Here is a 13117-nt window from a genome sequence, read left to right on the forward strand (position 1 = left end):
TCGCAGCGCCGAAGACCATCCCTGCGAACTTCAGATCCTTGAGAATATCGATGAAATTCTCGTCGACGCTTGCAGGAGGTGCGGGCGGCAATGTCGCAACATTGCCGGAGATACCCGACGCCCAAAGGTAAGGTGCGAAGGTGAAGGTCCAACCGGTATCGACCTCTACTGCGGCAGGCGGCGGAGCCGGCTCCGCCGCGGGAAGATCGGCAGCTTGGGCAAAGCCTGTTAAAACCGTTAAGGTGAGGCTAACCACCGAGCAGGCGAAAACTCCATATCGAAAAAAATTTTTAAACGGAATAACTTTCATCGCCATACCTTCCGTTGCGTATATGATAGGATACGCTCGAAAAATAAGGATTGATGTAACGTAAAAGATACACTATCGCGAGGATGTGACATTGCTGTCATCACGGTAAATGAGTATCCCATCTCACTTGCGATTGCCCAAATCTTGCAAGCAAGACCGGAAGAGCGCACATTTCGCCCAACGTGCAATATTGGGTCTTCCTTTCCGAGGAATAGTTTCAGATCGTTCATTGGCCGCGCGGCATTAGCCTTAAAATAAAAATTCTCTCAATATCAAAGCCTTCCGTGTGGCTCGCAGTGCCCAGTATCAGTTCGGATAACCTTGCAGCCAAGCCCGGCCCGGACTACACGGGATGAGGTCTCGCGGGAACATAAACTGGCATGCCGAGCGCCGAGACCCAGAAACGCATCGGTCAGCATGGACTGCTGCTTTCCCAACCCCTATAGCTCGTCGCTGCCGACGAGTTCGAAGATCGTTTTTTCGCTGAAGCCCCTGATTTTTGCCGGGCCGATTTCCTTCACGACGAAGCTGCGGTCCAAAAGCATGCGGAATTCCTCGTGCAGGAGGATCTGCATGGGGTCGGCGAGCGCTTCCAGCCTTGCGGCCAAATTCATTCCGGGCCCGAACAGGTCGTAAACGTATTTCTGCACGCCGACAATCGACCCGACGACCGGGGCGGTCGCAAGGCCCATTCGGCATCGCCATGTCTGATGATGGGTCACGTTTCGCCGGTCGAGGAAGTGCAGGATCCGCAAGGCCACGGCGGCGATGTTGCTGGCGTGATCCGGCGAGGCTTCGGAAATTCCGGAAACCGCGATATAGGCATCGCCCACCGTCTTTAGCCGTTCGCAACCGAACTGTTCCACGATCCGGTCGAACGAGGTGAAGATGTCGTTGAGTTCCGATATCAGCGCCGGCGGATCCTCGGTTACGGCCATGTCCGTGAAACCGGCGAAATCCAGCATCAGAATTGAGACATTGTCGTAGCGCTGCGGCGCGGTGACGCCAAACTGTTTCCATTCGTCGTAGATCGTCTTCGGCATAATGTTGAGAAGAACCTTCTCCACGCGTTCCTTCTCGCGGCGAAGCTCACGGTTCTGCTTTTCGACCATGCTGGAGTACGACTGGATCATGTACTCCATTTCCTTGATCTTCGTGACGTTCTGGCATTCGACCATGAGGACGTCGAGATCGTTGCGGCTGTGTCGGCTTATCTTCGCGGTCAGGCTGATCTTGCGTTTGCCCGATGGCGCGGCGGCATCCAGCAGGTAAGGTTTTTCGGCAGCGAGGCGCTGCTGTAGCCGCTCCACATCAAATTCGGGAAAGACTTCCTTGAGGGTCGTCGTTTTCCCGGATTTGCCGAACCAGTCGTCCCAGCAGTCATTCGTGACAAGCACCTCGAAGGTTTCGGCATCGGCAACGGCCAGACCCACGCCGATGGACTTCAACAGAAGTTCGTTGAAACGTTCCAGGTTCATGTCCGGCTCCGCCAGAGATCGCCGCGGCCGGTCATGGGTGCACCACCATCCGCCGCCGGCGCCTGAATTCCTGCAGGACGGAAGCCACATCTTCCGGTGTGCAGTCGAAGTCTTCAAGCGCTTCCTGCAGGACGCTCGCCATCTCCTCGAATGCTTCCTCGGTGATCCTGAGCGGTTCGTGAATGCGCTGCAAGGTGGCGTCGTCGTAACTGGCTGGCCCGCCCATCAGGCTTGCCATGAACTTGGTTTGATGGTCGATCAGACGGCCCATCTCCACGTCTTCGAAATATTTCGCAAGGTTTTCCGATTCCTCTACCTTGTAATAGAAGTTCAGTACGATCCTGCTCACCGGAGCGAAGCCACCCAGGCGTTCGAAAAGCGATAACGCCATATTCCGCGCCTCCTTCACCCGCTGGTTCCGGCCTGCGGGCGTTCCTTTGTATTTTCATGCCGATAGCTGGAAAATAACGATACGTCAGTATTAAGGATTCTGCCATAGTCGCGTCGGAGAAATGCTAAAGCCCAGCCGAACAAAGCCGTATTGCGGCAGTGAACGGAGTGGAACCGGACAAGAACCGTCCCAGTTTCTTCTTCCGCGTCGGGAATTACCGAAAGTGGCGCGATCCTGTCTGCATAAGCCTCGAAAAATCTACGAATGGTCTTAGAATTCGCCGGTCGGCTTCGGGTGGATCAATCGGACATGCTGGATCGCTTGAAAGGCAGGGTTATCCTGATTTCGGGTGGTGCGTCGGGCATCGGCGCGGCATGCGCTTTGCGCTGCGCGGACGAAGGGGGCTTCGTGGTCCTTGCCGATGTCAACCTGGAGGCGGCTGAGGAAACGGCTTTCGAAATCGGCCCGCAGGCGATTGCGATGCCGCTGGATGTGCGCAACGAGGACAACTGGATCGCGGTCTTCGACGAGATCGAGGACAGCCACGGGAGACTGGACGGGCTCGTCAACGGCGCGGGCTGCCTGGAGGCTGGAACCGTCGAGGAGACGGATTTCGACATGTGGCGAAGGGTTATTGCCGTCAACCTCGACGGGACTTTCCTGGGCTGCAAGCATGCGATTCCACTGATGCAGGACACGGGCGGCGGCTCGATCGTCAACATGAGCTCGGTTTCCGGCCTGATCGGCGGGTATAATCTCGCCGCCTACAATGCTTCGAAGGGCGGCGTGCGCCTGCTTACGAAGTCCGTCGCGCTGTATTGCGCCAGATGCAAGAACGGCGTGCGCTGCAACTCCGTCCACCCGGCCTTCGTGGATACGCCGATGGTTGACGATCTGATCGACGGCGCGGAAGATCCTGTGCGCGCCCGCGCGTCTCTCGAGCGGCAGATCCCGCTTGGCCGTATTGCCAGGCCGGAGGAAATCGCGGCCATGGTCGCTTATCTCCTGTCGCCGGAATCCGCCTTCGTGACCGGTTCGGAAATGGTGATCGATGGAGGCGTTACCGCGCGATGAGCGGAAGGTCCGCGTCAAATACGCTGAAAGCCGGAAAGGCCGGTCGCACGATGCGCCTCCGCAACATCCCTCGCCATGGCGAATGTGTCCGGATCTGACGCCTGCCACCACAAATCGTAGGGCGTTTCCTCCGGCGCCTCGACAAGCTGGTTGATGCCTATGAACGGATAGATCCGGTCGACGGTTCGTGCCTCCGTCGGGCTGATGCGGTGGAAGAAGTGGTGCGGCTCCAGATCGTGAATGCGCTTCAGCCCCGCGGCGCCCGCGATATGGGTGGCGGCCGCCACCGTCTTGCGGTGGAAGCGCGCGACCTGCACTGCCTTTTCGGCAACGACAAGGCCGCGCTGTCGGCGCGGGTCCTGCGTCGCGACGCCCGTTGGGCATGTGCCTTCGTGACAGCGCATGGACTGAATGCAGCCGACGGAAAACATGAAGGCGCGCGCGGCATTCGCCCAGTCCGCACCCAGCGCGATCGTCTGCGCGATGCCGGTGCCGGAATAGACCTTGCCGGAGGCGCCGAGGCGAATCCTGTCCTTCAGGCCCGAACCGACGAGCGCGTTCCGCACGATCACAAGACCGTCGTAAAGCGGCTGGCCGACGTAGTTGGAAAGCTCGACCGGAGCGGCCCCCGTTCCTCCTTCCGCCCCGTCCACGACAATGAAATCCATATAGATACCCGCCGCCAACATCGCCTTCATGACGGCGAAGACCTCATGTGGATGACCGACACAAAGCTTGATGCCGACAGGCTTGCCGCCGGAAAGTTCACGCAGGCGGGCGGCGAATTCCACCATCTCGCGAGGTGTTGAAAAAGCGCTGTGCGCCGCCGGGGATATGCAATCTTCGCCCTCAACCACGCCGCGCGTTTCCGCAATTTCCCGCGTCACCTTTGTGCCCGGCAGGATACCGCCATGGCCGGGCTTCGCGCCCTGGCTAAGCTTTATCTCGATCATCTTCACTTGATCGTCGCACGCATCCCGGAACCTTTCCGGATCGAAGCTCCCGTCTTTCGCCCGGCAGCCGAAATAGCCCGAGCCGATTTCCCAGATCAGGTCGCCGCCGCCCTTGCGGTGGTACGGGCTTATCGACCCCTCGCCCGTGTCATGGGCGAAGCCGCCCATGCGCGCGCCCGTGTTCAAGGCCTCAATGGCGCGTGCCGACAATGAGCCGAAGCTCATCGCCGAGATGTTGAGAATCGAGGATGAATAAGGCTTTGCGCATTGCGGCCCGCCGATCTCGAAGCGCGGATCCTCGCTTTCCGGCTCGACCGGCGCCATGGAATGGGCGAGCCAGCGGTATTCCGACTGGTAGACGTCCAGCTCCGTCCCGAACGGGTGGTTGTCCTCCTCGTCGCGAGCGCGCTCGTAGACGAGACTGCGCTGATCCTGATTGAAGGGGCGTCCTTCAAGGTCACCTTCCACGATATAGGAGCGCAAGTAAGGTCTGAGCGCCTGAAACAGATAGCGGATCCAGCCCGTGACCGGATAATTGCGCAAGACCGCATAGCCGCTTTGCCGCACGTCGTGCAGCGCAACCGCAAGGACCGCGAGGCATACGAGAAACCCGATCCACCAGCCGCTATCGAAAAAGCCGGCGATCATAAACACGACGCCAGCCGTAATAGCGGCGAGCGGGGCGATGCCGCGCCACATGCCGTTCCGTCCGGAAAAGGCGGCAAGCACGCTTTCGGGGTCGTTCATCGGCGGTCCGTCCCTTGTGACTGCGTGGCGATTCAAACGCACGCGGCCATTAGACACAAGAAAACCTTGCGTAAGGGTTGCGTGGCGCGAGGGGAGATCAAACGCGGCGCGTCAGTCGAGCCTGCCGCTGAGCCGCCTTTTCAGGTCGGGGCGCTCGAAAACGTCATCGCGGAAGTCTACGCCATGGCCGGGCGCTTCCGGGATCGTGATGAAGCCCTTTTCGACCGTCGGAAGGCCGGTCGCCACTTCCGTGTACCAGCCGGTGTAAAGCGCGCGCACGGATTCCTGAATGAGCGCGTTCGCCGCATGGAGCGAAAGCTGGCAGGACGCGGCGTAGACCACCGGCCCGGTGCAATCGTGCGGGGCGATGGGCACCTTGTAGGCTTCCGCCATGCCGGCGATCTTGCGGGCTTGCGTAATCCCGCCGCACCACGAAAGGTCGAGCATGACCACGCCCGCCGCCCCGCTTTCCAGATATTCCCGGAAGGCGTGCGTATAGGCCAGCGTTTCCGATGCGCAGACGAAGGCTTCCGTTGAGGCGGCGTAGTCCTTGAGGTCCGCAATGTTGTCGAGGCGGAACGGATCCTCGTGCCAATAGGTCTTGAAGGGGGCAAGCTCACGGGCAAGCTTCTTCGCCATGGGCAGGGACCAGAGCGAGTGGAATTCGACCATGATGTCCATGGCCTCGCCCACCGCCTCGCGGATCTGCTCGAAGGGTTTTAGAGCCCCTCTTAGTTCATCGGGCGAAATATCCCAGCCGCCGCTTCGCTCCGCCGCGATGTCGAACGGCCAGATCTTCATGGCCGTGATGCCCTCGTCGAGAAGGGATTTCGCGAGGGTGCCCGCATCCGTCAGGAAAGCTTCAAGATCTTCGTAAGGGCCGTCCGTTTCGCCGGCGTGCCAGTTGGCGACGGTCTGTGCGCTTGCGTCACGCACGTATTTGTAGCCCGCGCAGGTGTTGTAGGTGCGGATCGCATCTCGCGATCTTCCGCCCAGCATGTCGGCGATGGGGCGCCCATGCGCCTTGCCGAAGATATCCCAAAGAGCGATGTCGACCGCCGAATAGGCGCGGGTCTCGACGCCCGCGCCGCGCCAGCCGAGATAATCCGTCATCTCGTTGGCGCGCGCCTGGATGGCGAGTGCATCGCGCCCGATCAGCTTGGGGGCGCACCAGTCGTGGATATAGGCCTCGACCGCGCTTGCGCCGAAGAAGGTTTCGCCAAGGCCAAAGATCCCGGCATCGGTTGCGATCCGCACCCAGACGAGGTTTGGAAACTCGTCGAGGCGGATCGTTTCGACGCCGGTGATCTTCATCGCTTACCGCCCTGTTATGCCCGGGAAGACGATGAGGATAGCCACGGCCAGTACCTGCAGGCAAATGAAAGGCCAAAGCGACTTGAAAATGTCGCCGAGCGAGATGTTCGCCGGGGCGACGCTCTTCAGGTAAAAGGCCGCCGGCCCGAAAGGCGGCGACAGGAACGAGACCTGCATGTTCATGCAGAAGAGTACCCCGAACCAGACCGGATCGAAACCGAGCTGCGTGATGATGGGCACGAAGATCGGCATGGTGAGAAGTGCGATGCCCACCCAGTCGAGGAACATGCCGAGCACGAAGAGCACGAGCATCATGAAGAGCAGGACGACCGTGGGATTGTCGGACAGCCCGGTGAAGAGGCCGGAGACGAACTGTATGCCGCCCATCAGGTTGAATACGCCGACGAGCGCGCTCGCGCCGATGCCGATCCACACGATCATGCCGCAGGTGGCAAGGGTCTGAAGGGCCGCGTCCTTCATCAGCTTCAAGGAGAACTCGCGCCTGAGGATGGTGGATATGGTCACGCCGAAGACGCCGATCGCCGAGGCCTCGGTTACCGATGCGATGCCGCCATAGATGGAGCCAAGCACGAAGGCGACGACCATGAGCGGAAGGACGAGGCCCTTCAGGAGCACGATCTTTTCGGCGAAGGGAACGTCATCCGGCTCGGGTATCGGGGCGATCGCGGGGTTCAGATAGGAGCGGATGAGAACATAGGCGACGTAAAATCCCGCCAGCATCAGCCCCGGCGCAAAGGCGGCGGTAAAGAGGTCGCCGATGGAAACATTCGCCGTCAGCCCGTAGATGATGAGCACGATCGACGGCGGCACCATGGTGCCGAGCGAGCCGCCGGCGCAAACGACGCCGATGGCGAGATTGCGGTCGTAACCGAGGCGCAACATCTGCGGCAGGGCGATGAGGCCGAGAAGCACGACCTCGCCGCCGATGATGCCGCTCATTGCCGCGAGGATGACGGCGACGAAGATCGTCTGGATCGCCACGCCGCCGCGAAGCCGGCCGCCGACGAGGCGCATTGCGTCGAAAAGGTCGCGCGCGATGCCCGACCTGTCGAGGATCGCCGCCATCAGCACGAACATTGGCACGGACACGAAAACGAAGGACGACACGAAGGAGAAGACGCGGCTGGTGATGAGCGGTACGGCGAGAGGGCCGAACCAGCCGAGCGTGAAAATGAGCGCGACGAGAAGCGTGACGAAGGCGAGCGGCATGCCTGTCAAAAGCAGCGTCAATAGCATGGCGAACATCGCCAGCGTGCCGTACTCGATGCCGAGGTCCTTCAGGCTGAAGCCGAGGTCGAGAAAATCCATGGGTCAGGCTTTTTCTTTTTTCGCGCCCATGCCGCGGGCGTAGTTCCAGGAAAGAACGAGAAACTGAACGGCCATCACGGCCATCACGACCAGCAGGAAGATTTTCAGCAGCGCCGGCGTCGGCGGGTTCCAGGCGCTTCCGCTCGTCTCGAGCCGGAAGCTGTCGTCCGGCAAGAGAACCGCCTTTTTGACCATCAGCACGCTCGCGTAGGCGAAGAAAAGCGCCGCCACCATGCAGGCAAGCGAAATGCACACGTCCAGAACACGGCGAACGGGTTTCGGCACGTAGTCGTAAACGAGGACGACGCGGATGTGGCTGTCGCGCGCGGCGCTATAGAGGCCGCCGTAGACGAAGGCGATGGCGCAAAGAAAGATCGTGGTCTCATGCGCCCAGATCGTCGGCGCGTTGAAGGCGTAACGCAGCACCACTTCCATGATCAGGATGGCCATGGCGGCGATGATGCCGAGGGCAAAGACGATACCCAGCCGGTCGATCACCCTGCCGATCAGGCCTGCCTCGGGCACGGCATGTTTGATCTCGCGCTCGGCGAGGCCTTCGTCCGCTGCCGGGGGTGTTTGCGGATGTGCGTCCGGATCGGTCATGGTCGCATCCTCTCTCCGGGAAAAAGCCGGCGGCGATGATGCCGCCGCCGGCCTGTCGTCGTCTTTCGGTCGGGGGTCCTGATTACAGGAGGCCCTGCTCCGTCAGGTACTTGGTCAGCACGTCATAGACCTTCTGCGCGTTGTCGGAGCGCGACGCGACCTTTTCCCATTGCGCCTTGGCGATCGCGCGGAACTTGGCGCGCTCCTCGGCCGACCAGTTGTGGATGGTGATGTCACCGCCCTTGCGCGCCTCGGCCACCGCCACGAGGTCCTTCATGGCGAGCTGCGAGGTCATGTCGCGGGCGAAATCGCGGACGGAAACCTCGAGGATGGCCTTGAGATCGTCAGGCAGCGCATCCCATTTGTCCTTGTTCATCGAAACCTCGACGAGCGGCATGGAGTGGAAGCCCGGATAGACCGGATGCTTGGCCACGTCGTGCATGCCCTGCGCCTGGTTGGTGGAGAAGACGGTGTAGTCCGCAGCATCGATGACGTTCTTGTCAAGCGAAGTGAAAACCTCCGAGCCCGGCAGGTTGACCGGCGCGGCACCGGCGGCCGCGAAAACCTCCTGCACCAGACCTTCCGGCGCGCGCATCTTCAGGCCCTTGAGGTCGGCAACGCCATTGAGCGGCTTCTTGGAGATGAAGGCCTCAAGACCTGGCGTCGTCGCGCCGATAAAATGTAGGCCGCGCGGCTCCAGCAGCTCGTTCATCAGCTCCTTGCCGCCGCCATATTCGACGAAGCGGAGCATTTCGGAGGGATCTGACCAGGCGCCGACCGGATTGGCGATCAGGCCGAAGGCCGGATCCTTGCCGGCGAAATAACTGGTGTCGGTGATGTGACCGTCCAGGATGCCGGCCGAAACGGCGTCCTGGGTCTCGTTGTGCTCGACGACGGAGCCGACCGGAAGCATCTCGATTTCCAGGCGGCCGCCGGACATGGCCTTGACGCGCTCGGCCCAGTCCTTCTTGAGTTCGAAGTTCGGGTTGCCGGCGGGGTCGCTCGACTGGAACTTGAAGCTGAATTCCTGAGCGATCGCCCCGGATGTGATGGACAGCGCCGCCGCGCCGACGAGCGCGATCCTGGCGAGGGATTTCAACATGGGCATTCCTCCTTTATTCATAAGTCACCGCGGTGCGGGCCTTGAAACCTTTAGTGGCGGCAGAGCGAACGTGGTCCGGCCGGAAACTGGACTGCCAGCCGCAAAAATCCGTTCCCTTCAAATACCGCCGTGTTCAAGGTATTGTCAGGATTGGATTTTTTTACCCAGCGTCAGGTTCGTGTTCCCCCGGATCGGACTGGCGTCCTGCAACTCAAACAAAATGATAGCGCTATCATTGTCAATCGCTTTTGAGGTAAAATGATCGGGCAGGATGGGTGGCTTCCATGAAGAAACGGCGCAAAAGCGGACGCGTAACCCTGTCGGATGTCGCCAGGGAGGCGGGGGTTAGCCCGATCACGGTTTCGCGCGCGCTGCGCAGTCCGGGCATGGTCTCAAAGGAAGTCGTCAAACGCATCGAGCAGGTGGTCGGCGACCTGGGCTACGTTCCCGATCCGGCGGCGAGGGCGCTGGCTTCCCAGCGCACGGACGTGATCGGCGTCATCATTCCCTCCGTCACGAACAACGTGTTTTCCGACGTCATGCGCGGCATCTACGCCCGCGTGGAGGAAACGAACTACCGCATCCAGCTCGGCAATTCGCGCTACTCGCAAAAGGAAGAGGAAAAGCTTCTCCAGACATTCGTCAGCCAGCGTCCGGCCGGCCTTATGGTTTCGGGCATCGACCAGTCCGACGAGGCGAGGCAGATTCTAGAGGACGTAGCCTGCCCGGTCGTTCAGATCATGGAAACAGGCCCCGATCCGGTCGACATGATGGTCGGCTTTTCGCACCGGGATGCGGCAAGGGCTGCGGCGGAGCACCTGATCGCGAAGGGCTATGAGCGGATCGGCTTCATCGGCGCGCGGATGGACCCGCGGACGGCACGCCGCCTTGAGGGGTATCGTGAAGCATTGCGCGCTGCGGGTCGGTATGACGAGGGGCTGGAGCGTACCACCGCACAGCGGTCGACCGTCACCCTCGGCAGCGGGATGCTTCTGGAGCTCAAGGCCGGTCGACCCGATCTGGATGCCGTGCTTTGCAACAACGACGACCTGGCGCTGGGCGCGCTTTTCGCATGCCAGCGCCAGGGAATTTCCGTGCCGGACGAGTTCGGCATCTGCGGCTTCAACGATCTGGAGATGATGGCTGCGTCATGCCCTTCGATCACGAGTGTGCGGACATATCGCGAGGAAATGGGCGTGCGCGGCACGGACATGCTGATCCAGGCGATAGAAGGGGGACGGTCGGCGGAGGCCAATGTCGATTTGGGCTTCGATGTGATCGCGCGGGAAAGCACGGCGAGGCGCGAGCAGGGCGGCGAAAAAGGTTGAGGTGCGTGAGGAATGAGCTTGCAAAAATTACGCAGTATAATCCATAGAACGGTCAATAATGTTGACCTGATTTTATGTAATATAATGCCGATATACAATTTGCGGTATATGTAAATGAGGCTTTAAGATTACTGTCAGACTGAAACAATAGGTTACGTTGCATTCTATTTTGAAGAAATGCCTCGTTTTTAAGGCCGTTTCGTATTAGAGTTTCGCCGTTGTCCACACACAGGTCAGGTCTTCAATGGATCTCCAAAAAAGGGGGAGGCCAAACCATGACTATTGCTACCAAGGCGCTGAATGGCGGCCGGAAATCGGTATCCGACGAAGCATTGGAAGGGTTGAGGGGCGCGCTCAGGGGAAGTGCTCTCCTGCCCGATGAGCCGGGCTACGACGAGGCGCGCACGATCTGGAACGCGATGGTCGACCGCAAGCCCTCGCTCGTGGTGCGTGCGCTCGGCGCGAGCGACATCCGGCAAGCAGTAAATTTCGCCCGCGACAATGAACTTTTGATGAGCGTGCGCTCCGGCGGACACCAGATCGCCGGGCATGCGGTTGTCGATGGGGCGATGATGCTCGATCTCTCGCTCATGAAATCTGTTCACGTCGATCCGAAGTCGAGAACCGTCCGAGCCGAGCCGGGGGCGACGCTCGGCGATCTCGACCGCGAAACGCAGGCGCATGCTCTGGCCGTTCCCGTCGGCATAAATTCCACGACGGGCATTGCCGGATTGACGCTCGGCGGCGGCTTCGGCTGGCTCTCGCGAAAATACGGCATGACGATCGACAACCTGAAATCCGCCGACATCGTTCTCGCCAACGGCGACATGGTGCGTGCAAGCAATAGCGAACATCCCGACCTCTTCTGGGCGATCCGGGGCGGCGGCGGCAACTTCGGCGTTGTCTCTTCCTTCGAATTCGATGCGAAGCCGGTCGGACCCGAGGTCCTGTCCGGGTTGATCGTGCATCCGTTCGAGGATGCGCCGGCATTGCTGCGCGAATACCGCAGGATCGCGCGGGCGGCTCCCGACGAACTGACGATCTGGACGGTCAGCCGCAAGGCGCCGCCCCTGCCGTTCCTGCCCGAGGAATGGCACGGGAAAGAGATTTTCGTCTTCGCTGCCTGCTATTGCGGCGACATGAAGGAAGGCGAAAAGGCGCTCAGTGAGCTGCGCTCGCTCGGCAATCCGATCGCCGATGTCATAGGCCCGCATCCCTTCGTAGGCTGGCAGACGGCGTTCGACCCGCTGCTGACGCCGGGCTCGCGCAACTACTGGAAGAGCCACGACTTCGTAGATATCCCCGATGGCTTCATCGACATCCTGACGAAGGCGATCCACGCCCTTCCCGATCCTGGATGCGAGATCTTCGTTGCTCATCTCGGAGGCGCCATGGCGCGCGTCGCGGAAGATGCCACCGCCTTCCCGCAGCGCAAGTCGCACTACACCATGAACGTGCACACGCGCTGGGAAGACCCGGCGAAGGACCAGGCCTGCATTCGCTGGGCGCGGGACTTCTTCAAGGCGGCGGAGCCTTATTCCGTCGGTAGCGTCTACGTGAATTTCATGCCGGACGACGAAGCCGACCGCGTGGGCGGCGCCTATGGCGGCAACATGATCCGTCTTGCCGACATCAAGGCGAAATACGACCCGAAGAACCTTTTCCGGGTGAACCACAACATTGCGCCACACGCCATGTCGCATGCGGCGGAGTAGGCGTTTGTCGCATTGCGCGCAGAATAGGCCGGCGGCAAGACCGCCGGCCCTTTTTGTCTACCGGGAAGAAGAAATGCGCCTCGCCGCGCGCACGGTGGTCTCCATCGCGTTCAGGAATTTCGATCTGTCGGCCTTCGAGAAGGAGGGCCCGCCCTCGCGGATCACGCCGGCTTCGCGCAGTTCCGTATTCAGGTTGCGCATGGCCAGCGCCATGCCGATACGGTCTTCGCTAAATGCCTTGCCCGTTGGCCCGATCACCAGCGCGCCTGCCTTCACGCAGCGCGCGGCGAGCAGCACGTCCGCCGTCACGACAACATCGCCCGGCATTGCTTCGTCCGCAATCCAGTCGTCGGCCTTGTCCGGACCTTCCGGCACGATAACCCGCTCGACCTCGCGCCCGTCGGGCAGGCGCATCCAGGCGTTGGAGACGAAGAAAACCGCAAGCCCGTGCCGGTCGGCCACGCGCACCGTCTCCTCCTTCACAGGGCAGGCGTCGGCATCGACGAACACTCGCGTCATTTTGTTCTTCTCCAATCGAATTTGCCTCTTGCAAAAGCTTTGGCATCGAATAATCCATCCGCAGCCCTCTGAAAATGAATTGCAATGCAGGCTCGTGCCTGGCCCCGCGGAACAATCTTTCGAACGAAACCATGCTCCAGCAGCCCGGTTGAGCCGTTGATCGCGGAGTTTGCACGAAAATGAGGCGCTAAAAAATTTGAATTGGCAACAAAACGACTGAGGTTCGCCGCATTTTTCTCAAATCCGCAGCTTAT

General features: G+C 60.6%; 12 protein-coding genes (1 of these 12 only partly in view). 3 read left to right on the top strand and 9 right to left on the bottom strand.

The window, feature by feature from the left end; translation table 11 throughout:
* From HPQ64_RS04365 to HPQ64_RS04375, 3 genes are all read right to left on the bottom strand, one after another.
* Positions 1-256 carry the 5' portion of a porin family protein gene (locus HPQ64_RS04365; protein ID WP_172887130.1) on the bottom strand. 533 nt of this gene lie to the left of the window's left edge, so only the first 256 of its 789 coding nucleotides appear in the window; the start codon lies at positions 254-256; the stop codon falls past the left edge of the window.
* 494 nt (positions 257-750) lie between these two features.
* On the bottom strand, positions 751-1788 hold the full coding sequence (locus HPQ64_RS04370; protein WP_172887131.1) for an adenylate/guanylate cyclase domain-containing protein: 1038 nt from the start codon (positions 1786-1788) through the stop codon (positions 751-753).
* 31 nt (positions 1789-1819) lie between these two features.
* Complete coding sequence (locus tag HPQ64_RS04375; protein WP_172887132.1) at positions 1820-2179, bottom strand: group I truncated hemoglobin; 360 nt, start codon at positions 2177-2179, stop codon at positions 1820-1822.
* Between the two features lie 309 nt (positions 2180-2488).
* Here HPQ64_RS04375 and HPQ64_RS04380 point away from each other — a divergent pair, with 309 nt between their 5' ends.
* Complete coding sequence (locus tag HPQ64_RS04380; protein WP_246270280.1) at positions 2489-3253, top strand: glucose 1-dehydrogenase; 765 nt, start codon at positions 2489-2491, stop codon at positions 3251-3253.
* A 14-nt stretch (positions 3254-3267) separates the two neighbouring features.
* Here HPQ64_RS04380 and HPQ64_RS04385 read toward each other — a convergent pair whose 3' ends face one another.
* The 5 genes from HPQ64_RS04385 to HPQ64_RS04405 all read right to left on the bottom strand — a co-directional run bounded on the left by HPQ64_RS04385 (position 3268) and on the right by HPQ64_RS04405 (position 9301).
* Complete coding sequence (locus HPQ64_RS04385; protein ID WP_172887133.1) at positions 3268-4953, bottom strand: FMN-binding glutamate synthase family protein; 1686 nt, start codon at positions 4951-4953, stop codon at positions 3268-3270.
* A 111-nt stretch (positions 4954-5064) separates the two neighbouring features.
* Positions 5065-6267, bottom strand: a complete 1203-nt coding sequence (locus tag HPQ64_RS04390) for a mandelate racemase/muconate lactonizing enzyme family protein (RefSeq protein WP_172887134.1) — start codon at positions 6265-6267, stop codon at positions 5065-5067.
* Positions 6268-6270: 3 nt separating this feature from the next.
* Positions 6271-7596 carry a TRAP transporter large permease gene (locus tag HPQ64_RS04395; RefSeq protein ID WP_172887135.1) on the bottom strand — a complete coding sequence of 442 codons (1326 nt, stop codon included), beginning with the start codon at positions 7594-7596 and terminating at the stop codon, positions 6271-6273.
* A 3-nt stretch (positions 7597-7599) separates the two neighbouring features.
* Entirely contained in the window at positions 7600-8199 is a 600-nt protein-coding gene (locus HPQ64_RS04400; protein ID WP_172887136.1) for a TRAP transporter small permease subunit, read from the bottom strand.
* Between the two features lie 82 nt (positions 8200-8281).
* Entirely contained in the window at positions 8282-9301 is a 1020-nt protein-coding gene (locus HPQ64_RS04405; RefSeq protein ID WP_246270286.1) for a TRAP transporter substrate-binding protein, read from the bottom strand.
* 284 nt (positions 9302-9585) lie between these two features.
* Here HPQ64_RS04405 and gntR point away from each other — a divergent pair, with 284 nt between their 5' ends.
* Entirely contained in the window at positions 9586-10629 is a 1044-nt protein-coding gene (gntR, locus tag HPQ64_RS04410) for an HTH-type transcriptional regulator GntR (protein WP_172887138.1), read from the top strand.
* A gap of 275 nt (positions 10630-10904) precedes the next feature.
* The gene (locus HPQ64_RS04415; RefSeq protein WP_172887139.1) at positions 10905-12344 is read left to right on the top strand and encodes an FAD-binding oxidoreductase; all 1440 of its coding nucleotides are present in this window, start codon (positions 10905-10907) and stop codon (positions 12342-12344) included.
* 57 nt (positions 12345-12401) lie between these two features.
* On the opposite strand, the gene HPQ64_RS04420 is transcribed toward HPQ64_RS04415, so the two are convergent.
* A complete protein-coding gene (locus HPQ64_RS04420) occupies positions 12402-12863 on the bottom strand; it encodes a YaiI/YqxD family protein (RefSeq protein WP_172887140.1) in 462 nt (153 codons plus the stop codon).
* Between the last annotated feature and the right edge of the window lie 254 nt (positions 12864-13117).

The organism is Hongsoonwoonella zoysiae (genome assembly GCF_013266695.1).
Taxonomy (GTDB): Bacteria; Pseudomonadota; Alphaproteobacteria; order Rhizobiales; family Stappiaceae; genus Hongsoonwoonella; species Hongsoonwoonella zoysiae.

Excerpts from the sequence above, each read along its gene's own strand:
- HPQ64_RS04370 (WP_172887131.1), bottom strand. The coding sequence starts at position 1,788 with ATGAACCTGGAACGTTTCAACGAACTTCTGTTGAAGTCCATCGGCGTG.
- HPQ64_RS04375 (WP_172887132.1), bottom strand. The coding sequence starts at position 2,179 with ATGGCGTTATCGCTTTTCGAACGCCTGGGTGGCTTCGCTCCGGTGAGC.
- HPQ64_RS04380 (WP_246270280.1), top strand. The coding sequence starts at position 2,489 with ATGCTGGATCGCTTGAAAGGCAGGGTTATCCTGATTTCGGGTGGTGCG.
- HPQ64_RS04385 (WP_172887133.1), bottom strand. The coding sequence starts at position 4,953 with ATGAACGACCCCGAAAGCGTGCTTGCCGCCTTTTCCGGACGGAACGGC.
- HPQ64_RS04390 (WP_172887134.1), bottom strand. The coding sequence starts at position 6,267 with ATGAAGATCACCGGCGTCGAAACGATCCGCCTCGACGAGTTTCCAAAC.
- HPQ64_RS04395 (WP_172887135.1), bottom strand. The coding sequence starts at position 7,596 with ATGGATTTTCTCGACCTCGGCTTCAGCCTGAAGGACCTCGGCATCGAG.
- HPQ64_RS04400 (WP_172887136.1), bottom strand. The coding sequence starts at position 8,199 with ATGACCGATCCGGACGCACATCCGCAAACACCCCCGGCAGCGGACGAA.
- HPQ64_RS04405 (WP_246270286.1), bottom strand. The coding sequence starts at position 9,301 with ATGTTGAAATCCCTCGCCAGGATCGCGCTCGTCGGCGCGGCGGCGCTG.
- gntR (WP_172887138.1), top strand. The coding sequence starts at position 9,586 with ATGAAGAAACGGCGCAAAAGCGGACGCGTAACCCTGTCGGATGTCGCC.
- HPQ64_RS04415 (WP_172887139.1), top strand. The coding sequence starts at position 10,905 with ATGACTATTGCTACCAAGGCGCTGAATGGCGGCCGGAAATCGGTATCC.
- HPQ64_RS04420 (WP_172887140.1), bottom strand. The coding sequence starts at position 12,863 with ATGACGCGAGTGTTCGTCGATGCCGACGCCTGCCCTGTGAAGGAGGAG.